At 70.4% G+C, this 20,131-nt stretch carries 17 protein-coding genes and 1 pseudogene; 12 read left to right on the top strand and 6 right to left on the bottom strand.

Translation table 11 applies throughout. The features are described 5' to 3' along the window. Positions 1-42: 42 nt before the first annotated feature. From KK483_RS25185 to KK483_RS25175, 3 genes are all read left to right on the top strand, one after another. The gene (locus KK483_RS25185) at positions 43-1,833 is read left to right on the top strand and encodes a sensor histidine kinase (RefSeq protein WP_262007501.1); all 1,791 of its coding nucleotides are present in this window, start codon (positions 43-45) and stop codon (positions 1,831-1,833) included. Then, on the top strand, positions 1,830-2,519 hold the full coding sequence (locus KK483_RS25180) for a response regulator (protein WP_262007500.1): 690 nt from the start codon (positions 1,830-1,832) through the stop codon (positions 2,517-2,519). The genes KK483_RS25185 and KK483_RS25180 overlap by 4 nt, the downstream gene beginning before the upstream one ends. A gap of 166 nt (positions 2,520-2,685) precedes the next feature. After that, positions 2,686-3,369 (top strand): XRE family transcriptional regulator, encoded by a 684-nt coding sequence (locus KK483_RS25175; RefSeq protein ID WP_399014835.1) that lies wholly within the window; start codon positions 2,686-2,688, stop codon positions 3,367-3,369. Between the two features lie 102 nt (positions 3,370-3,471). Here KK483_RS25175 and KK483_RS25170 read toward each other — a convergent pair whose 3' ends face one another. Beyond that, on the bottom strand, positions 3,472-4,497 hold the full coding sequence (locus KK483_RS25170; RefSeq protein WP_262007499.1) for an ATP-dependent 6-phosphofructokinase: 1,026 nt from the start codon (positions 4,495-4,497) through the stop codon (positions 3,472-3,474). A 216-nt stretch (positions 4,498-4,713) separates the two neighbouring features. Between KK483_RS25170 and pta the strand changes: the two genes are divergently transcribed. The 8 genes and pseudogenes from pta to KK483_RS25130 all read left to right on the top strand — a co-directional run bounded on the left by pta (position 4,714) and on the right by KK483_RS25130 (position 12,968). After that, on the top strand, positions 4,714-6,795 hold the full coding sequence (gene pta / locus KK483_RS25165; RefSeq protein WP_262007498.1) for a phosphate acetyltransferase: 2,082 nt from the start codon (positions 4,714-4,716) through the stop codon (positions 6,793-6,795). Continuing rightward, positions 6,792-8,039, top strand: a complete 1,248-nt coding sequence (locus KK483_RS25160; RefSeq protein WP_262007497.1) for an acetate kinase — start codon at positions 6,792-6,794, stop codon at positions 8,037-8,039. Before pta ends, KK483_RS25160 begins: the two co-directional genes overlap by 4 nt. A 93-nt stretch (positions 8,040-8,132) precedes the next feature. Then, positions 8,133-9,566 (top strand): pyruvate kinase, encoded by a 1,434-nt coding sequence (gene pyk / locus KK483_RS25155; RefSeq protein ID WP_262007496.1) that lies wholly within the window; start codon positions 8,133-8,135, stop codon positions 9,564-9,566. 496 nt (positions 9,567-10,062) lie between these two features. Continuing rightward, entirely contained in the window at positions 10,063-10,341 is a 279-nt protein-coding gene (locus tag KK483_RS25150) for a type II toxin-antitoxin system Phd/YefM family antitoxin (RefSeq protein ID WP_262007495.1), read from the top strand. After that, the gene (locus KK483_RS25145; RefSeq protein ID WP_262007494.1) at positions 10,338-10,595 is read left to right on the top strand and encodes a Txe/YoeB family addiction module toxin; all 258 of its coding nucleotides are present in this window, start codon (positions 10,338-10,340) and stop codon (positions 10,593-10,595) included. The genes KK483_RS25150 and KK483_RS25145 overlap by 4 nt, the downstream gene beginning before the upstream one ends. Before the next feature lie 555 nt (positions 10,596-11,150). Next, the gene (locus KK483_RS25140; protein ID WP_313879482.1) at positions 11,151-11,876 is read left to right on the top strand and encodes an XRE family transcriptional regulator; all 726 of its coding nucleotides are present in this window, start codon (positions 11,151-11,153) and stop codon (positions 11,874-11,876) included. Positions 11,877-12,224: 348 nt separating this feature from the next. Next, positions 12,225-12,423 (top strand): annotated as a pseudogene (locus KK483_RS25135) (IS5/IS1182 family transposase); the annotation flags it as partial. A 53-nt stretch (positions 12,424-12,476) separates the two neighbouring features. Beyond that, on the top strand, positions 12,477-12,968 hold the full coding sequence (locus KK483_RS25130) for a hypothetical protein (protein ID WP_262009825.1): 492 nt from the start codon (positions 12,477-12,479) through the stop codon (positions 12,966-12,968). Positions 12,969-13,054: 86 nt separating this feature from the next. Here the strand turns inward: KK483_RS25130 and KK483_RS25125 are convergent, their stop codons facing one another. From KK483_RS25125 to KK483_RS25110, 4 genes are all read right to left on the bottom strand, one after another. Further along, complete coding sequence (locus tag KK483_RS25125; RefSeq protein ID WP_262007493.1) at positions 13,055-14,302, bottom strand: hypothetical protein; 1,248 nt, start codon at positions 14,300-14,302, stop codon at positions 13,055-13,057. Continuing rightward, the gene (locus KK483_RS25120; protein WP_262007492.1) at positions 14,292-14,852 is read right to left on the bottom strand and encodes a DUF6114 domain-containing protein; all 561 of its coding nucleotides are present in this window, start codon (positions 14,850-14,852) and stop codon (positions 14,292-14,294) included. Before KK483_RS25120 ends, KK483_RS25125 begins: the two co-directional genes overlap by 11 nt. Positions 14,853-14,949: 97 nt before the next feature. Next, positions 14,950-15,582, bottom strand: coding sequence for a DUF6230 family protein (locus KK483_RS25115; RefSeq protein WP_262007491.1), 633 nt, complete (start codon positions 15,580-15,582; stop codon positions 14,950-14,952). A gap of 598 nt (positions 15,583-16,180) precedes the next feature. Further along, positions 16,181-17,155: a tetratricopeptide repeat protein gene (locus KK483_RS25110; protein WP_262007490.1), complete on the bottom strand. Its 975-nt coding sequence runs from the start codon at positions 17,153-17,155 to the stop codon at positions 16,181-16,183. 250 nt (positions 17,156-17,405) lie between these two features. Here KK483_RS25110 and KK483_RS25105 point away from each other — a divergent pair, with 250 nt between their 5' ends. Then, a complete protein-coding gene (locus tag KK483_RS25105; RefSeq protein WP_262007489.1) occupies positions 17,406-18,071 on the top strand; it encodes a TetR/AcrR family transcriptional regulator in 666 nt (221 codons plus the stop codon). 327 nt (positions 18,072-18,398) lie between these two features. Here the strand turns inward: KK483_RS25105 and KK483_RS25100 are convergent, their stop codons facing one another. Then, entirely contained in the window at positions 18,399-20,099 is a 1,701-nt protein-coding gene (locus tag KK483_RS25100) for a methylmalonyl-CoA mutase (RefSeq protein WP_262007488.1), read from the bottom strand. Between the last annotated feature and the right edge of the window lie 32 nt (positions 20,100-20,131).

Below are 20,131 nucleotides of genomic sequence, written 5' to 3'. Positions count from 1 at the left end.
GTGCGTTTCGTTCACATGAAATCGGCCAGGCAGACTTGTGCCATGCACATACCGCGCCCCCGGAGCCTCGCCGGCCAGCTGTTCGCCATGCAGGTGGTGCTGGTCGCCGCGATCGTGGCCGGGTTCGCGCTCTTCTCGTACATGACCGACCGCTCGCAGGCCGAGGAGACCGCGCGGCGGCAGACGGTGGCGGCCGCCACCGCCGTGGCCGACTCGCCGTCGGTCGTCGTGGCGGCCGGCTCCGCCTCCCCTCCGGCGGAGCTCCAGCCGTACGCCGAGCGGGTGCGCAAGGACGCGGACGTCGACTTCGTGGTGATCATGGCACCGGACGGGACGCGCTGGACGCATCCGGAGCCGGGGGAGATCGGGCACACCTACCTCGGGCACATCGACCAGGCGCTTCAGGGGCGTACGGTCTCCGAGACCTACACGGGAACGCTGGGGCCCTCGGTGCGCACGGTGGCGCCGGTGCGCGACGGTGGCCGGATCGTCGCGCTCGTCAGCGCGGGCATCACCATCGACAAGATCAGCCGTCAGCTCGGCGAGCAGGTCACGGCGCTGGTGGGGATGGCGGGCGCGGCGCTGGCGCTCGGCGGCGCGGGCACGTACGTGATCAACGCGCGGCTGCGCCGGCACACGCACGGCATGAACGCGGCCGAGCTGAGCCGGATGCACGACTACCACGAGGCCACGCTGCACGCGGTCCGCGAGGGGCTGCTGATGCTGGACGGCCGGCGGCGCATCGCCCTGATCAACGACGGCGCACGGGAGTTGCTCGGCCTGGACGCGGACGTGGTCGGCCGGGGCGTGGCCGACCTGGGCCTGCCGCCCGGGCTCACGGGCGCCCTGCTGGCGAGCGAGCCGCGCGTCGACGAGCTGCATCTGACCACGGATCGAGTGCTCGTCGTCTCCACGCAGCCGGTGGTGGGCGGTGAGCGCCGCGGCACCGTCGTGACCCTGCGGGACCACACCGAACTCCAGGCCCTCACGGGCGAGCTCGACTCCGAGCGCGGCTTCACCCAGGCGCTGCGCGCCCAGGCCCACGAGGCCGCCAACCGCCTGCACACCGTGGTCTCCCTCATCGAACTGGGCCGCGCCGACGAGGCCGTGCGGTTCGCCACGGCCGAGCTGGAGCTGGCCCAGGCCCTCACGGACCGGGTCGTCACCGCCGTCGCCGAACCGGTCCTCGCCGCGCTGCTGCTGGGCAAGGCCGCGCAGGCCAACGAGAGCGGCGTGGAGCTCGTGCTCGCGGAGGACAGCCGGCTCGACGACGGCGTCCTGCCGCCGTGGCTGCCGCCGCGCGACCTGGTCACCGTCCTCGGCAATCTGATCGACAACGCGGTCGAGGCCTCGTCCGGCGCGGGCGCGGGGACGGGCGGGATCCGACCGCGCGTCGTCGTCACCGTCCGTACGGACGAGGACGAACTCGTGCTGCGCGTGAGCGACTCCGGCCCCGGGGTGGGCACCGGCGACCTGGAGGCCGTGTTCGAGCGCGGCTGGTCGACGAGAGGGCCCGGGCGGGGGCTGGGTCTTGCGCTCGTACGGCAGGTCGTGCACCGGGGGCGGGGCACGGTGGAGGTGCACCAAGGCCCGGACGGGGGCGCGGAGTTCACCGTACGGCTGCCGCTGCGGGACACGGACCGTCCGCCGGCGCCGGATCCCGCCGCGGAGACGTCCGCCGCCGGGGGTCCGGCAGCCGGGGATCAGGCCACGACGACGCCCGACGCCAGGGATCAGGCCACGACGACGCCCGACGCCGGAGACCAGGTCACGAAGACGCCCGACGCCAGGGGTCCCGCCGGCGAGGCGCCCCGTGCGAGGGTGACGCCATGACCGCGCCCGCCGGGATCCGTGTGCTCGTCGTCGAGGACGACCCCGTCGCCGCCGACGCGCACGCGCTCTACGTCGGGCGCGTGCCCGGATTCGCCGTCGCGGGCGTCGCGCACTCGCGCGCCGAGGCGCACCGGGTGCTGGAGCGGAGGCCCGTCGACCTGATCCTGCTGGACCTGTACCTGCCCGACGGGCACGGCCTCCATCTGCTCCGTGCGCTGCGCGCCGCGGGCCACTCCGCCGACGTCATCGCCGTGACCTCCGCCCGCGATCTCGCGATCGTCCGCGAGGGCGTCTCCCTCGGCGTCGTCCAGTACGTCCTGAAGCCCTTCACCTTCGCCACCCTCCGCGACCGTCTCACGCGCTACGCCGAGTTCCGCGCCGCCGCGGGCGAGGCGTCCGGCCAGGACGAGGTGGACCGGGCGCTCGCGACGCTCCGCACGCCCCGGCCCGCGACGCTCCCGAAGGGGCTGAGCGCGCCCACGCTGGAGGCGGTGACCCGTACGCTCCGCGACTCCGCCGAGGGGCTGACGGCGGCCGAGGCGGGGACCGCCGTCGGCATCTCGCGGATCACCGCGCGCCGCTATCTGGAACATCTGGTCACCGAGGGCCGGGCGGCCCGCAGCCCCCAGTACGGCCAGATCGGCCGTCCCGAGCTGCAGTACCGGTGGATCCGCTCCGGCCGCTGAAGCTACCCCCTGGTACCCTGACCGCGCGTCACACCGCGTCAATGCGCTTGCGCCAACTGGTCCGCGTACAGCACGAATTCGGACGATGGCTGTTTCTGGACGTTCCTACGAGTGGTGATCCTGGGTGAACGCACCGTAGTCCCCCCGCGCCATCCCCTCCTAGCGTGTGCGCGTGCCCTCCACCCCATCCCCGCCCTTCAACGCCCCTGCCGCCCGCCGACTGCGCGAGGCACTGGGGATGGCTCCCGGCCATGTCGCCTACGGCCTCCAGGCGCAGTACGGAATCCATGTCGCCCCGGACATCGTGGTCGCCTGGGAGCGCGGCACGCTGGCGCCGGCCTCCCACGAGCTCACCGCCCTGGCGGGGGTGCTGTGGTGTGCACCGGGCGATCTGCTGGGCGCGGCCAGGAGCCTGCGCGAGCACCGGATCGCGCGGGCGATCGACCCGGAGGAGCTGGCCCGCCTGGTGGGGATGGAGGCATCCGCGTACCGGACGATGGAGGACACGGACCGCTGGCGCGGAAGCGAACGCCAGACCGCCGCGCTCGCCGAGGCCCTCGCGCTCTCCCCGCGCGAGCTGCTCACCGCCACCGGCCGCAACGAGGAGTTCGCCGAGCTGCTGCGCAGCGCCGTGACGACCCGCTGGCAGGCGTACGTCCGGCCGGTCGCGAGGGTGCTGGCGGTGCCCAGGAGGCAGGTCGAGAGCGCTTTGCGGCAGATGCACGCGGACTACCAGGCCCGCATGGTGACGACGTCCAGCTGGGGCGCGTCGGGCGGTTCGGGCGAGGCCGGCAAGGAGTACCTGGAGCGGGTGGTGGACCACTTCTGGGAGCTGGCCCCGGGCCGGTGACCGGCGGTCTCTCGGACGTCCGGCCCGGTCGTCCGGCCCGGACGACCGACTCAGCAGACCGGCTCAGCAGACCGGCTCAGCAGGCCGACCGAGCAGACCGGCTCAGAAGACCGACTCGGCCTCGTGCATCCGGTCCTCGGGCACGGTCTTCAGCCGAGTGACCGCCTCCGCCAGCGGGACCAGCATGACCTGGGTCCCGCGCAGCGCGGTCATCATGCCGAACTCGCCCCGGTGCGCGGCCTCCACCGCGTGCCAGCCGAAGCGCGTCGCGAGCACCCGGTCGTACGCGGTCGGGACGCCGCCGCGCTGGACATGGCCGAGGATGACCGGCCGGGCCTCCTTGCCGAGCCGGTGCTCTAGCTCGACGGCGAGCCGGTTGCCGATGCCCTGGAAGCGCTCGTGGCCGTACTGGTCGATCTCGCCCTTCTCGTACGGCATGGACCCCTCGGCCGGGTGCGCGCCCTCGGCGACGCAGATGACCGCGAACTTCTTGCCGCGGGCGAAGCGTTCCTCGACCATCTTCACCAGGTCGTCCACCTGGAAGGGCCGCTCGGGCAGGCAGATGCCGTGGGCGCCGCCCGCCATCCCCGACTCCAGCGCGATCCAGCCCGCGTGCCGGCCCATCACCTCGACCACCATGACGCGCTGATGGGACTCGGCGGTGGTCTTGAGGCGGTCGATGGCCTCGGTGGCGACGGTGACGGCCGTGTCGAATCCGAAGGTGCGGTCGGTGGCGGAGATGTCGTTGTCGATGGTCTTCGGTACGCCCACCACGGGCATGCCGGCGTCGGCCAGCATCCGGGCGGCGGTCAGGGTGCCCTCGCCGCCGATGGGGATGAGCGCGTCGAGGCCGTAGCGGCGGGCCAACTCCTCGCAGTTCTCGGCGGCTTCGCGCAGCCTGGCGCGCTCCAGCCGGGCGGAGCCGAGGATCGTACCGCCGCGGGCGAGGATGCCGCTCACCTCGTTGAGGTCGAGCCGGCGGTAGTGGCCGTCGAGCAGCCCCTTGAATCCGTCCTCGAAGCCGATGACTTCGTCGCCGTGGCCGGCCATGGCACGGTGCACGACCGACCGGATCACTGCGTTCAGGCCGGGGCAGTCGCCGCCTGCGGTGAGAATGCCGATGCGCATCGTGCTGTGTCTCCTGCTCGCTTGCTCTCTTCGTGGCGCCTGTGAGCGTTTTCGATTCTCACACGCCTGGTCCGGACCGCGCCCTTCGTGCCACTTCCCCGGGAGCGGGTGTACGCGGCGGGCGCTCTACCCACCCCCAGAGGTATTGTCAAGGGGGCAACGCCACCCTATCGGGGTTTTTTGGCACGGCACACGACACAGGACAGGAGAGCACGCGTGACGCGCAGCGTGTACGTGACCGGGATCGATCGCGGAGACGGTCGCCAGGTGGTCGAGCTGGGGGTCATGGAGCTCCTGACCCGCCAGGTGGACCGGGTGGGGGTGTTCCGTCCACTGGTCCACGACGGACCCGACCGTCTGTTCGATCTGTTGCGTGTCCGCTACCGGCTCTCGCAGGATCCCGCGTCCGTGTACGGCATGGACTACCACGAGGCCGCCGCGCTCCAGGCCGAGAAGGGCACCGACGAGCTGGTCTCCCGGCTCGTCGACCGCTTCCACGCGGTCGCCCGCGACTACGACGTCGTGCTCGTCCTCGGCACCGACTTCCACGCCACCCAACTCCCCGACGAGCTCGCCCTGAACGCCCGGCTGGCCAACGAGTTCGGCGCCTCGGTCATACCCGTGGTGGGCGGCAAGGGCCAGACCGCCGAGTCCGTACGGGCGGAGACCCGCAACGCCCACCGCGCCTACGAGGTGCTGGGCTGCGACATCCTCGCGATGGTCGTGAACCGGGTGGCCGCCGAGGACCGCGCCGCGCTCGCCGAGCGGCTCGCGGCCCGGCTCCCGGTGCCCTGCTACGTCGTGCCGGACGAGCCGGCGCTCGCGGCACCCACGGTCTCGCAGATCTCCCAGGCCCTGGGGGCCACCGTGCTGCTCGGGGACGACTCGGGCCTCGCCAGGGACGCGCTCGACTTCGTCTTCGGCGGTGCGATGCTGCCGAACCTGCTGAAGGCCCTGACCCCCGGCTGCATGGTCGTCACCCCCGGTGACCGCGCCGATCTGGTGGTCGGCTCGCTCGCCGCGCACTCCGCGGGCACCCCGCCCATCGCCGGCCTGCTGCTCACCCTGGACGAGCGCCCCGCCGACGCGATCCTCACCCTGGCCTCCCGGCTGGCGCCCGGCACCCCGGTACTGTCGGTGCCCGGCGGCTCCTTCCCCACCGCGGCCGAACTCTTCGCTCTGGAAGGGAAGTTGAGCGCGGGCACTCCGCGCAAGGCGGAGACCGCACTCGGCCTCTTCGAACGCCACGTCGACACGGCCGGACTGCTCGCCCGGGTCGAGGTGGCCCGCACCGGCCGGGTCACACCGATGATGTTCGAGCACGACCTGTTGGAGCAGGCACGCGCCGAGCGCCGCCGCGTCGTGCTGCCCGAGGGCGCGGAGGAGCGCGTCCTGCGCGCCGCCGACGTCCTGCTGCGGCGCGACGTCTGCGAGCTGACGCTGCTCGGCGACACCGACGTGATCCGCAAGAAGGCCGCCGACCTGGGCGTCGACCTCTCCGCCGTTCAGCTGATCGACCCGGCCACCTCCGAGCTCCGCGAGGACTTCGCGCAGCTGTACGCGGGGCTGCGCGCCCACAAGGGCGTGACGGTGGAGCTGGCGCACGACGTCGTCTCGGACGTCAACTACTTCGGCACCCTGATGGTCGAGCAGGGCCTCGCCGACGGCATGGTCTCCGGCTCCGTCCACTCCACCGCCGCGACGATCCGCCCGGCCTTCGAGATCATCAAGACGAAGCCGGGAGCGTCGATCGTCTCGTCCGTCTTCTTCATGTGCCTCGCCGACAGGGTGCTCGTGTACGGCGACTGCGCCGTCAACCCGGACCCGGACGCCGAACAGCTCGCCGACATCGCCGTGCAGGCGGCGGGCACGGCGGCCCGCTTCGGGGTCGAGCCGCGGATCGCGATGCTGTCGTACTCGACCGGCACCTCCGGCTCCGGCGCGGACGTCGACAAGGTGCGCGAGGCCACCAAGCTGGTGCGCGAGCGCCACCCCGAGCTGAGGATCGAGGGCCCGATCCAGTACGACGCCGCCGTCGAGCCGTCCGTCGCCGCGACGAAGCTGCCGGACTCCGAGGTGGCGGGCCAGGCGACCGTACTGATCTTCCCCGACCTCAACACGGGCAACAACACGTACAAGGCCGTGCAGCGCTCGGCCGGCGCGGTGGCCGTCGGACCGGTGCTCCAGGGCCTGCGCAAGCCGGTCAACGACCTCTCGCGCGGCGCGCTGGTCAGCGACATCGTCAACACGGTCGCGATCACCGCGATCCAGTCCCAGGCTCAGGAGCTCCCCGCATGACCCCCACCCCGACCGGTGCCGTCGCCGCCACGCGCGTGCTCGTCCTCAACTCCGGCTCCTCCTCGGTGAAGTACCAGCTCCTCGACATGGACGACAGCTCCCGGCTCGCCGCGGGCCTCGTCGAGCGGATCGGCGAGGAGACCTCACGGGTGGTGCACACCCCGCTGGCCGGCGGCGGCGCCGCACGGCGGGAGCGCACGGGCCCGATCGCGGACCACGGCGCCGCGCTGAAGGCGGTCGCGGAGGAGCTCGCGCAGGACGGCCTCGGCCTCGACTCCCCCGAGCTGGCGGCGATCGGCCACCGGGTGGTGCACGGCGGCCTGCGGTTCACCGCGCCCACCGTCGTCACCGACGAGGTGCTGGCCGAGATCGAACGCCTGGTGCCGGTGGCCCCGCTGCACAACCCGGCGAACATCACCGGCATCCGCACCGCCCAGGCGCTGCGCCCTGACCTGCCGCAGGTCGCGGTCTTCGACACGGCGTTCCACACGACGATGCCCGAGTACGCGGCCCGGTACGCGATCGACGTGGAGACGGCGGACGCGCACCGCATCCGCCGCTACGGCTTCCACGGCACCTCGCACGCCTACGTCTCGCGCCGGACCGCCGAGCTGCTGGGCAGGGCGCCGGAGGACGTGAACGTCATCGTGCTGCACCTGGGCAACGGCGCCTCCGCGTCCGCGGTGGCCGGCAGCCGCTGCGTGGACACGTCGATGGGGCTGACCCCGCTGGAGGGGCTGGTCATGGGCACCCGCTCCGGCGACATCGATCCGGCGGTCACCTTCCACCTCAAGCGGGTGGCGGGGATGTCCGAGGACGACGTCGACGTGCTGCTCAACAAGAAGAGCGGCCTGGTGGGGCTGTGCGGCGACAACGACATGCGGGAGATCCGGCGGCGGATCGACGAGGGCGACGAGCAGGCGCGGCTCGCCTTCGAGATCTACATCCACCGGCTGAAGAAGTACATCGGCGCCTATTACGCGGTCCTCGGCCGGGTGGACGCGGTCGTGTTCACGGCGGGCGTCGGCGAGAACGCCGCTCCGGTACGGGAAGCTGCCATCGCGGGTCTGGAGGAACTGGGTCTCGTGGTGGACGCTGAGCTCAACGCCGTACGGTCGGACGAGCCGCGCATCGTTTCTCCGGACTACGCCCGGGTGGCGGTCGCGGTGGTGCCGACGGACGAGGAGCTGGAAATCGCACAGCAGACCTTCGCCCTGGTCACCGGGGCGCCGGCGGAGGGCTGAGCGACCGGCCCACGGCTGAGCGGCCGGGCGCCCATTTGTACATTCCACCAGACGGAATATTCCGCGTAGAAACAAACCGATAGGATCCGCCTCATGCGCCGTTCCAAAATCGTCTGCACACTGGGCCCCGCCGTCGACTCCTACGAGCAGCTGAAAGCGCTCATCGAGGCCGGCATGAACGTGGCCCGTTTCAACATGAGCCACGGGACCCAGGCAGAGCACCAGGAGCGGTACGACCGCCTCCGCGGGGCGGTGGCGGACACCGGCCGCCCCGTCGGCGTGCTCGCCGACCTCCAGGGCCCGAAGATCCGTCTGGAGACCTTCGCCGAGGGACCGGTCGAGCTGGTCCGCGGCGACGAGTTCACGATCACCACCGAGGACGTCCCCGGTGACAAGTCCATTTGCGGTACGACGTACAAGGGCCTGCCCGGCGACGTCTCCAAGGGCGACCAGGTCCTGATCAACGACGGCAACGTCGAGCTGCGCGTCGTCGAGGTCGAGGGCCCGCGCGTGAAGACGATCGTCGTCGAGGGCGGCGTCATCTCCGACCACAAGGGCATCAACCTGCCCGGCACGGCGGTGAACGTCCCGGCCCTGTCCGAGAAGGACGTCGAGGACCTGCGCTTCGCGCTGCGGATGGGCTGCGACATGGTGGCGCTCTCCTTCGTCCGCGACGCCAACGACGTCAAGGACGTCCACAAGGTGATGGACGAGGAGGGCCGCCGGGTCCCCGTCATCGCCAAGGTGGAGAAGCCGCAGGCCGTCGAGAACATGGCGGACGTCGTCGCGGCGTTCGACGCGGTGATGGTGGCCCGCGGCGACCTGGCCGTCGAGTACCCGCTGGAGCGGGTCCCGATGGTGCAGAAGCGCCTCATCGAGCTGTGCCGCCGCAACGCCAAGCCGGTGATCGTGGCGACCCAGATGATGGAGTCGATGATCACCAACTCCCGCCCGACCCGCGCAGAGGCGTCCGACGTCGCCAACGCGATCCTGGACGGCGCGGACGCGGTCATGCTCTCGGCGGAGTCGAGCGTGGGCGCGTACCCGATCGAGACCGTCAAGACGATGTCCAAGATCGTCACCGCGGCCGAGGAGGAGCTCCTCTCCAAGGGCCTCCAGCCCCTGGTCCCGGGCAAGAAGCCGCGCACCCAGGGCGGCTCGGTGGCCCGCGCCGCCTGCGAGATCGCCGACTTCCTGGACGGCAAGGGCCTCGTCGCCTTCACCAAGTCCGGCGACACGGCCCGGCGGCTCTCCCGCTACCGCGCCAAGCAGCCGATCCTCGCCTTCACGACGGACGAGACCACCCGCAACCAGCTCACCCTGAGCTGGGGCGTGGAGCCCTTCATCGCACCGTTCGTGCAGACGACGGACGCGATGGTCGACTTCGTCGACGCGGAGCTGCTGAAGCTCCAGCGCTACAACGAGGGCGACACGATGATCATCACTGCGGGCTCCCCTCCGGGCGTCCCCGGCACCACCAACATGGTGCGCGTCCACCACCTGGGCGGCGGGACCAAGTCCGCCTGACGGTGAGCTGAACCGAGCGATGTGGGCCGCACCCCGGCGGGGGTGCGGCCCACACTGCGTCAGCCCCAGGGGGCGGCGCTGCGTACGGCCACAGGTCCCGCGGCGGGTTCCGTGGCGGGTTCCCCGGCCGGGCGGGCCGGCTGCGGCAAGGGGGCCGTGCCGTGCGCCCGCTGGTGGGTCGGCCACGTGTCGGGCACACGAACACCGATGACCAACGAACCGTCGCCGGGCCCCTGGCGGGTGCGGGTAGGCCGGCTGGCCTGTGCGGCCAGCCCCGCTTCACTGCACCTCTGCCTGACCGAGGTTGACGTCGCCCAGCGGGCGCGGTGCGTCCTTGAGCTGGTCAGGATCGGCATTGATCCGGGCTGTCGCCCGCCACGAGACGATCCCCCTTCACGCTCGGAAGGTCGCACAGCCAGAACATCCCTGGTACCACACCCTCGTACCACTCCTGCGGTACAGTCGTTCCGTACCACTTGCCGAGAGGAGGAGCCACATGGCCATCACGGCCAGCGAAGCCCGAGCAAAGCTGTTCCCGCTCATCCAGCAGGTCAACGACGATCACGAGCCTGTCGAGATCACCTCCAAGGGCGGCAACGCCGTCCTGATGTCCGCCGACGACTACCGCTCCTGGCAGGAGACCGTCTATCTCCTGCGCTCCCCGGCCAACGCCGCCCGCCTGATGGCCGCCATCGCCGCAGACAAAGCAGCCGACACCCCCGTGATCGAGAAGACCATGGACGAGCTTGAAGCCATGGCGGAGGGCGAGGAGTGAGGGACGTACGTTTCCGGCCTACCGGCTGGGAGGACTACCTCTACTGGCAAGCTGCCAACAAGCAGATGGCGAAGAAGATCAACCGGCTGATCGGCGAGATCCAGCGCGACCCCTTCGTCGGAATCGGCAAGCCCGAGCCGTTGAAAGGTGACCTGTCGGGCTACTGGTCCCGCCGCATCGACGACGAACACCGCCTCGTCTACCGGGCCGACGACAAGGAAGTCGTCGTCATCAAGGCCCGCTACCACTACTGATCCGCCCGCCGACCCTCCGCACCCAGCACCGCAGCGATCCTTGCGACAAGCCCGGCAGGGACCAGCCCGAGATAGACGTAGGGTTTTCCGGAGGCGGTGACCGCTGATCGCATGTGCCGGTACTGACGCTCTGGGATGCCGAGCCGACCGAGGGCCTGTGCGAGCGCGCGGGTCGCGTCCTCAGCTGCCGCACAGTTGTCACGCCATCGCTGCATCTCCACCGGCCCACCCCTTCGTCCGGTGCTGATGGTTGCGGATCTCCACATCGGCGTCGGTCACGGCGGAGTAGTCGCCCCGGTCTCTGGCCACCTGTCGTTGCGCGGCCAGAGCCGCGCACACTCCACAGCCTGGGACCGGCCGCGGAGGCATGGGCGGGAGCTCCACATGCGCAGGAGGGCTCATCCTCGTCTTCTCGGTGCTCATGGATGCGATGGTGGTGCCCCCTTGCGGACGTATCTCCATCTGAAGCAGGGACAGTTGGCCGCTCGCTCGCTACGGTGCAAGAAGTCCCAAAGGTCGTTGGGGGAAGCCTTGAACGTCGCATTACGATCCGCTATGTCGGACGCGAACCTGACGCCCCGGAAGCTTGCCGCCCGCATCGGTGCGGCGCCCAAGACGGTGGAACGGTGGCTGGCCGACGTCGAGCTCATACCCCACGCAAGGAACCGTGTCGATGCCTGCCAGGCACTGAAGGTGGACGAAGAGATGATCTGGCCGAAGGCTGTACAGGAACGCTTGAAGTCGGGCCACGACCGTGAGCTGGTGCAGGCCTACCCGTACCGGTCCGCCTGTCCGTCGACAGCGTGGGGCGAACTCATCGAGGGCGCCACCGATGAGATCTTCCTCGCCGGCTACACGAACTACTTCTTCTGGCTTGAGCAACCAGCGTTCGCCGACACTCTGCGCCGCAAGGCCGCAACTGGGTGTCGAGTCCGCTTCCTGCTGGGCAACCCCGATGGTCCGGTGACCCGTCAGCGCGAGGCCATCGAAGACGTAGCGCTGAGCGTATCCACACGTATCAAGGTCACCCTGGAGAACCTGGAGCGCCTCGGCCCGGTGGAGGGTCTCGAGACCCGTCTGAGCAGCGCGGACGATGCGATGAACCATGTGTCCCTGTCGGTCTTCCGCTTCGACCACGACGCCCTGGTCACCCCGCACCTGGCGCGGCTGGTCGGCCACGACTCGCCTCTGCTGCACCTGCGCCGCCAGGGCGAGGGAGGGATGTTCGACAGGTTCGCAGAGCACGCGGAGGAGCTCTGGGGCAGGGGGGCACCCCTCTGAGTTCACAGACATCGCGCGTGCAGTGCCCTGTCCCGCCACTACTGTTGGGTGATCGCGCTGGTTACCTGGGCTGGGCGCCGTGCAGGTGGCTCGTCGCCGCTGGTCCTTGGACCGGCTGTGTCTGTCAGTGGCTCGAGATGCGATCACGGCCTCGGTAGGCCGGACGGAGAGCGTGAGGGACTCGCGGCCGTGGGAGTGGGTCGCGCAGGCCCCGGCATCCAGCGCGGGACTCAAGGTATCTTGCCGCAGCCCCACCCCCTACCTCCCTGCGACGTCCGAACCGTATCGGGAAAGCAGTTCGCCGACGGACACAGAAAGCCACCGATGACATGATCTGATGCGACTGGTGTGATCACGGCGTCGAAGCCCTCCTGAACAACCGATCACCGGGCTGAGCCCACGTCAGTTCGGCAAGCTGATCACCGCACTACGACGCGAGGGTGCCGACCCAATCCGCAAGGGCCAGCCCTGGACCCTGGCGTGGCAGTGGGCGCCTTTGTTCGGGGCGGAGTCAGCCGCAGATCGCAGCATCGAGCGCTTCGGCCCATCGCCACCCTGGTGCGAGACGGTTGACCTGCTTGCCTGCAGCTGGGGCGGGACGTGCGATGTCTGCTGGATTCCACACTGCCCGAGGGGTCGATCCGGACGGCGCGGGTCGGCTCCACTGACCACGTCTTCGACCCGTGCAAGGAGGAGCTCGGGCCTCGGGCCTGGCTGGAGCTGATCGGATCGTCCTGGCTTGCGGCCGAGGCCCGCCGTGAAGGGGACTTCGTGCCACCGCCTCCCGGACCGGTGACGGACAGCGCGCCGCGCGCCGCCGTGCTCCGGGGGATAGGCCCGGTCACCGCGGACCTGCCCCTGGCACACGAGGAAGGAGAGCGATTCAACCCGCTGCCGCTGGCTGGTCTGGTACCGGCGTTGGAGCAGGTGGTCACCCATGCCTGCGCCGACCTTGGTTACCTGCTGTTCCTACGGGCGGTGAAGCACTACGCCCTGCCGGTCAGCGCGAACTGCCGCGCAGAGTTCGTGACGCTCGGGGAACGGTTCGGATACCCGGAGCTCTTGGTGGAGCAAGGCCTCCAGCGGGGCTGACCAAAGTAGACCGAGGCAAGCAACTGTGGGCCGCGCCCTTCGTGTGAAGGGTGCGGCCCACAGTTCTTTCCGCGGCTCCCGGAAGCTCAGCCGGTGTTGCCACCGGTGAAGTAGTTGTGCAGTCCCGGCACCGTCAGCGTCCCGCCGAACTGGCCCGCCTGCTTGATCTTCACATCAGTGAAGATGGCGAAGGGGACATCCAGCGGAGGCGGGGTCTGCGGGCTGAAGGTGACCGGGATGAGGCCGAAGAGATTGCCCTTCAGCTCCTCCGTGTACATGGTCACCGTGCCGTTGCGGATCGTGGACGTGGAGCCCGGCGAACCCTTGACATGCGCGGTGGTTCCGTTCGGCCCTTCGACCAGCTGGTGCAGGTCCTTGATGTCCACCGACGTGGCGGTGAACTTCAGCGCCTTCTTGATCTTTCCGCTGCCGGTCTTGACCTCGACGATGCCGTGGTACTTGAGCCCGTTCAGCGTGAGCCTGGTGCTCTCCAGCCGCCACGGCGCGTCCGGCAGAAGGGGGATGCCCTGCTCCAGATCGGCTGCCGCGAGCGCCTCGGGGTCGGCGGTGGGACAGGGGAACCGCGGCTTGCCGTCGGCGCCCTCGGGGATGTCCTCGTCCTTGACCGGGTCGAGGCCCTTGACCTTGTCGTCGAGCTCCTCGACCTCGGCGCCGGCCTTCTCGGCCGCGTCCTTGATGGCGTCCTTGGTCTTGTCGACCGTGCCGGAGACCAGGTCCTTCGCCGGTTCGTCCGACTCGGCCGGGGCGGACTCGGACGGCTTCGCCGTGTCGCTCGGCGCAGGGGCGGACGAGGTCGGCTCCGCGTCGGGACCGTCGAGCAGGTCCTTGAGCGCGTCGCCCACGCCCAGCGGGTCGAGCGGGTTCTTGGTCTCGGACGGCGACGGAGAGGCGGACTGCTCGTCCGGCTTGTCCGCCGGCTCGGAAGCCGACGGGGACTCACCCGGCTTCGGCTCCTCCTGCCCGTCGCCCGTGTCACCGGAAGGGCTCTCCGACGGCTTGTCGGAGGAGTCCTCCGACGCGTCGTCCGAGGGCTTCGACGACTCCGAAGCGGACGGCGACTCCTCCGGCTCGTCCGAGCGGGTCACGCACGGGCCGGGGGCGAACGGAATGTCCTTGTCGTCGGCGAGCGCGAGCTTGGGCGTGAGCCCCATGCCGACGAAGACCGCCGTGGGCATCGCGGCGATGGCCATGGCCTTGCCCGCCGGTATCTGCAGCTTGGTCAGCAGCGACTTCCTCGGGGCCGCGTGCCGCGGGCCCTTCCCCAGGCGAGGCTGGTAGTCAGCCGCGATCAGTGATTCTTCGTCACCCCGCACTGTTCCTCCCGCCTTCGGTGTGGGCAGTCGTCTTCGACAGGCGCATGGTGTCCGAGAACTGCGGACCGGGTACGAGGGGGACGTCGTCCGCAGCGCCCGGAGCGGGAGCCGGGGCAGTCGGCTCCGCATGGTCCTCGGCCGGATCGGCAGGCTTGCCCGGTGCCCAGGAGATGGAGAGCGCGCCACCGATCAGGGAGAACAGGAAGCCGATGAGGAAGCCGCCGATGTTGGAGACCGGCAGCGAGATCAGCGCCAGCAGGATCGTCGCCACGCCGGCGAACACCCGGACGATGTGGTGGAACCACATCGTCAGCCCCAGCGTGACCAGCAGTACGCCGATGATCAGTGACCCCGCGCCCGCGGTCGTGGCCATGTTCAGCGTCATGTGGCCGAGCTGGAGACTCGCATACGGGAAGTAGGCGATCGGAATGCCGCCGAGCATGGTGAACAGGCCGGCCCAGAAGGGCCGCTGACCCCGCCAGTCGCGGAAACGCCGCCTGATGACGCGGAGGTAGTGCTCGTCGTTCTGCCCCGGTGACTCGGCGCTCATGGAAAACAGCTCCCTGGAACCGGTGTTGCTGTGAAAAGTGGTGAGGGTCGGGCGGGCGGGGCCGCGCACGGCGCTCCCCGCCCGCCCGGGCGGGTGCTTAGTAGCACTCCTTGACACCCTTGTGCAGCTTCATGGAAAGACCACTCAGCTTGAAGGTGCCGGCGCTGGTCGCCCACGCCGTCTGCTTGACGCCGGTCAGCTTGGCCGACTTGGCACGCTGGGCGAATCCGTACTTGTTCGCCTGCGTACCAGGCTGGATGCCCGGCTCGTTGCCCTTGTCGCCTGCGGCGACGCCGATGTCGATGTCCTCGAACTCGGCGCTCGTCGTCTTGAGCTCCTCGACGTCCAGGTAAAGGTCCGTCGCGTCGACCGGCGTGCCCTTGTTGCCGGCCGTGAGCTCCAGGCTGACATTGCCGAAGAACGGCACGTTGGGAGTGACGACCGACTGACACATGTTGGTGATCGTCGCGTGGCTGAACGCCGACACGGCGACCGGGTGAGCGGTCGGCTTGCCGTTGAGGTCGGTACCCTGCGCGAGGCTTCCGTACTGGAAGAAGTCCTCACCGTTCAGCTCATCGGCCGTCACCTTGAAGCTCTGGCCGGAGACGCTGAACGACGCCGCAAGCGCGCCCTGTGCCAGGCCGACGCCTATCGCGGCCGTCGCGGCCACGGACGGCACCATGACGACCGCGAACCGCTTCCATCTGGTCCCACCACGTACCTGGGACATATCTGTTCCTCCTTCTCGGACGTACATCTCCGGTACGGACCGAGGAGGTCCGTCCTGGGATGGGAGAAGTGCTACGTCCTCGGGAAGGAGAGCGCCTGTGCCTCAGGCGCTAGCCGCGTCCGAATCACCGGCGATCACCCCCGAGCGACAACCACTGGCCACGCCTTCGCGCAACCGCATTCGGACAGGCCCTGCCGGTCGGGCAGGAACCCCCCTGTCCGCGGCCGGCGCCTCTGCCGCCGGCCCGCTCGGTGGGGACCCAGGACCGCGGACGCGACTGGATGCCGGGCTGGTGCGGTGATGGACCGAGCGTCGCCGATCGTGGTGCATTACGCGGCCGGGCACAAGGGGGTTCGTTACTCGCTAGTAACGGACGGATAACCACGCCGCGACAGGGCGCCGCGATGCGGCCACAGAGGGTGCCCCAGAGGGGTCCGACAGATGGGGAGATTGCCCCGAAAAAGCGGACAGAACAATTGAGTTGATTTACTGCGAGTAACAGCGGCCGCGTTTACCAAGTTTTGGTAAAACGCGGCCGCGCTTTGTCACTGTGTCGCCAAATCGGTGCCGTGGCCGGCGATCGATCAGGCGCGCCGGATCAGAACAGCACGCGCGCGAGCGCCGTGCGCGCCGCGGACACCCGCGGGTCGTCCGGGCCGATCACCTCGAACAGCTCCAGCAGCCGCAGCCGCGCGGCATCGCGGTCCTCGCCCGCCGTACGCCGCACCGTGTCGACGAGCCGGCCGAAGGCGTCCTCGACATGGCCACCGACCAGATCCAGGTCGGCCGCGGCGATCTGGGCCTGGACGTCGGCCGGCTTGTCGGCGGCGTCCTTGCGCACTTTCTGCGCATCCATGTCCTGTACGCGGGCGAGCAGTTCGGCCTGGGCGAGACCGAGCTTGGCCTCCATGTTGCCCGGGTCGTCGGAGAGCACGTTCCTGTACGCCTGCACGGCGCCGCCGAGGTCGCCCGCGTCGAGCGCCTGCACGGCCGCTTCGAGCAGCGCGTCGTGCGGCCCGGCCGGCATCTGCGGCTGTTCGGCCACGGGGGCCTCGGCCGCGTCCTGGTCGACGGTGAGGCCGGTCAGCCCGAAGCGCTCCTCGCCGACCTGGATCAGCTGGTCGAGGGTCTGCCGGATCTGCGGCTCGGGCGCGAGGCCCTGGAAGAGCGGCAGCGCCTGGCCGGCGACCACCGCGAAGACGGCCGGGATGCCCTGGATCCCGAACTGCTGCATCAGCATCTGGTTGGCTTCGACGTCGATCTTGGCGAGCACGAAGCGGCCGTTGTACTCACGGGCCAGGCGCTCCAGGGCCGGGCTCAGCTGCTTGCAGGGCTCGCACCACTCGGCCCAGAAGTCGATGACGACCGGGACCTCGGCCGAGCGCTGGAGGATGTCGCGCTCGAAGCCCGCCTCGTCGACGTCGATCACCAGACTGGAGGGGGGCACGGCACCGCCGCCGCCCTGCCGGGCGGCCTCGGCACGCGTCTGCTCCGCCTTGACCTTGGCCTCGCCGGCCGCCTTTACCGCGGCGAGGTCGACGACGCCGCTCATGGACATGTTCCTAGGCTGCATGAGTACATCCTCCCCCCTCCGCGCGCACGAATGAAAAGCACGGGTGAAAGACCCCGGCCGCCGGTGCCCTGTACCCCCGGCGGTGGTGCCGCGTACTGTGGCGCCGGGTCCCCACCTGGCGCCTGTGGTCGTCGCTCAGCTCACGCTTTCGCTACGGGTCGTAGCGTAACTGGAATACCACGGGCCCGGGAACCCCCGACTGGTGAAGTGGCTCACAGCGATGGAGCTACCGGCGGGTATGGTCGCGTTCATGTGCAGCCGCAGCCGTCCGAAACCGCCCCGTACCGGCCGCCCCCGCAGCGCCGAGGCGGACGCCGCGATCCTGGAGGCGACCAGGGCCGCTCTGGTCGAGCTGGGCTGGTCCAAGCTGACGCTGGGCGATGTGGCCGCCCGCGCCGGGGTGGCCAAGACCACGCTCTACCGGCGCTGGGCGGGCAAGAGCGAACTCGTCGTGGACGCGGTCGCCGTCCTCTTCGACGAACTGGAGCTCCCCGACCGGGGCTCGCTCGCCGCGGACATCGAGGACGTGGTGCTGCAGTTCGCCGCGCTGCTCGAGCGGCCGGAGGCCAGGACCGCGCTGATGGCCGTCGTCGCCGAGTCGACACGCGACGAGCCGCTGCGCGAGCGCATCCGGGTCTCGATCGTCGACCGTCAGAAGCGCCTCGTACTGGAGGGCCGCGCCCGGGCTCAGGACCGGGGTGAACTCCCGGCGGAGCCCGACCCGGAGGCGGCCGCCCGCACCGCCGACCTGATCTTCGACGTGATCGCGGGCGCGGTGGTGCACCGGGCCCTGGTGAGCGGCGAGCCTGTCGACGAGGACTGGGTCCGCCGCTTCACCGCGGTGCTGCTGGGCGGACTGAAAGCGGCGGCGACGCAGGCGCACAAGCCTGCGGACGGGCCCGCGCGGAACGCTTAGGCCCCGGCCGGCCGTCCCAGCCATCCCGGCTGCCCCGGCTCACCCGGCTCACCCGGCTCACCCGGCTGCCCAACATTCCTGACTGCCCCGGCGCTCCCGCCCGCCCCCGCTCAGGACGGAACTGGCCAACGGTTCGGCCGAGTTCGGCCCGCCGGGTGATCCGGTCGAGCGCGGCCTCGCCACGGCGGCGGACCGAGGCAGGCCCTCGCCACGGCGCCGGGCCCGGACAGGACAGAACAGGCCCCGGCTCGCTGCCGGGGCCCGCACAGGCGCGAAACCGGGGCGGCAGCACCTCCGTGAGCCACCGCGCCCCGGTCACCGATCGCGTCAGAAGCCGGGCGGCTCCGTGTACGTCCCCCACTCGTCACGCAGCACACCGCAGATCTCGCCCAGCGTCGCCTCGGCGCGGACCGCCTCCAGCATCGGCTCGATCATGTTGGAGCCGTCGCGGGCCGCGGCCAGCATCTTGTCCAGCGAGGCCCGTACGAGCGCGTCGTCGCGCCGTTCCTTGCGCTCGCCCAGGATGCGGACCTGCTCCCACTCCACCTCGTGGCTGACGCGGAGGATCTCCAGGTCGCCGGTGACCGAGCCGTGGTGGACGTTGACGCCGACGACCCGCTTGTCGCCCTTCTCCAGGGACTGCTGGTAGCGGAAGGCGGACTCGGCGATCTCGCCGGTGAACCAGCCGTCCTCGATGCCGCGCAGGATGCCGGAGGTGATCGGCCCGATCGGGTGCTGCCCGTCCGGGTGGGCGCGCAGCCCGCGCTCCTTGATCTGCTCGAAGATCTTCTCGGCGTCGGCCTCGATGCGGTCGGTGAGCTGCTCGACGTACCAGGCGCCGCCCAGCGGGTCGGCCACGTTGGCGACGCCGGTCTCCTCCATCAGCACCTGCTGGGTGCGCAGGGCGATCTCGGCGGCCTGCTCGGAGGGCAGGGCGAGGGTCTCGTCCAGTGCGTTGGTGTGCAGGGAGTTGGTGCCACCGAGGACGGCCGCGAGGGCTTCGACGGCCGTGCGGACGACGTTGTTGTACGGCTGCTGGGCGGTGAGCGAGACGCCGGCGGTCTGGGTGTGGAACCGCAGCCACTGCGCCTTGTCGGTCCTCGCCCCGTACACGTCCCGCATCCAGCGGGCCCAGATGCGGCGGGCCGCACGGAACTTGGCGATCTCCTCGAAGAAGTCGAGGTGCGCGTCGAAGAAGAAGGACAGTCCGGGCGCGAAGACGTCGACGTCCAGGCCGCGGCTGAGGCCGAGCTCGACGTACCCGAAGCCGTCGGCCAGCGTGTACGCCAGCTCCTGCGCGGCCGTCGCGCCCGCCTCGCGGATGTGGTAGCCGGAGACGGAGAGGGGCTTGTAGGCGGGGATGGAGCGGGCGCAGTGCTCCATCAGGTCGCCGATGAGGCGCAGATGGGGCTCGGGCTGGAAGAGCCACTCCTTCTGCGCGATGTACTCCTTGAAGATGTCGGTCTGGAGCGTGCCGTTGAGGACGGCGGGGTCGATGCCCTGCCGCTCGGCGGCGACGAGGTACATGCAGAAGACCGGGACGGCGGGGCCGCTGATCGTCATCGAGGTGGTGACGTCGCCGAGCGGGATGTCCTTGAAGAGGACGTCCATGTCGGCGGCGGAGTCGATGGCGACACCGCAGTGGCCGACCTCGCCGAGCGAGCGCGGGTCGTCGGAGTCGCGGCCCATGAGCGTCGGCATGTCGAAGGCGACGCTGAGCCCGCCGCCGCCGGCGGCCAGGATCATCTTGTACCGCTCGTTGGTCTGCTCGGCGTTGCCGAAGCCGGCGAACTGGCGGATGGTCCAGGTGCGGCCGCGGTAGCCGGTGGCGTACAGACCGCGGGTGTAGGGGAACTCGCCGGGCCAGCCGATCCGCTCGAAGCCCTCGTAGGTGTCACCGGGCCGGGGCCCGTAGACCGGCTCGACCGGATCACCGGAGAGCGTGGTGAAGTCGGCGTTCCGCTTCTTTGCGGAGTCGTACCGGGCCTGCCAGCGGCGGCGGCCCTCCTCGATGGCGTCAGCGTCCATGCTTCGAATTTACTAGGACGTCCTAGTAAATG

This window comes from Streptomyces sp. FIT100, from assembly GCF_024584805.1.
In the GTDB taxonomy this organism is placed as follows: Bacteria; Actinomycetota; Actinomycetes; order Streptomycetales; family Streptomycetaceae; genus Streptomyces.
This window is presented reverse-complemented; position numbering and strand designations above follow the sequence as displayed.

Coding starts and splice junctions, on each gene's coding strand:
- KK483_RS25185 (WP_262007501.1), top strand. CDS start 43: ATGCACATACCGCGCCCCCGGAGCCTCGCCGGCCAGCTGTTCGCCATG.
- KK483_RS25180 (WP_262007500.1), top strand. CDS start 1,830: ATGACCGCGCCCGCCGGGATCCGTGTGCTCGTCGTCGAGGACGACCCC.
- KK483_RS25170 (WP_262007499.1), bottom strand. CDS start 4,497: ATGCGCATCGGCATTCTCACCGCAGGCGGCGACTGCCCCGGCCTGAAC.
- KK483_RS25160 (WP_262007497.1), top strand. CDS start 6,792: ATGACCCCCACCCCGACCGGTGCCGTCGCCGCCACGCGCGTGCTCGTC.
- pyk (WP_262007496.1), top strand. CDS start 8,133: ATGCGCCGTTCCAAAATCGTCTGCACACTGGGCCCCGCCGTCGACTCC.
- KK483_RS25150 (WP_262007495.1), top strand. CDS start 10,063: ATGGCCATCACGGCCAGCGAAGCCCGAGCAAAGCTGTTCCCGCTCATC.
- KK483_RS25140 (WP_313879482.1), top strand. CDS start 11,151: ATGTCGGACGCGAACCTGACGCCCCGGAAGCTTGCCGCCCGCATCGGT.
- KK483_RS25120 (WP_262007492.1), bottom strand. CDS start 14,852: ATGAGCGCCGAGTCACCGGGGCAGAACGACGAGCACTACCTCCGCGTC.
- KK483_RS25115 (WP_262007491.1), bottom strand. CDS start 15,582: ATGTCCCAGGTACGTGGTGGGACCAGATGGAAGCGGTTCGCGGTCGTC.
- KK483_RS25110 (WP_262007490.1), bottom strand. CDS start 17,155: ATGCAGCCTAGGAACATGTCCATGAGCGGCGTCGTCGACCTCGCCGCG.
- KK483_RS25105 (WP_262007489.1), top strand. CDS start 17,406: ATGTGCAGCCGCAGCCGTCCGAAACCGCCCCGTACCGGCCGCCCCCGC.
- KK483_RS25100 (WP_262007488.1), bottom strand. CDS start 20,099: ATGGACGCTGACGCCATCGAGGAGGGCCGCCGCCGCTGGCAGGCCCGG.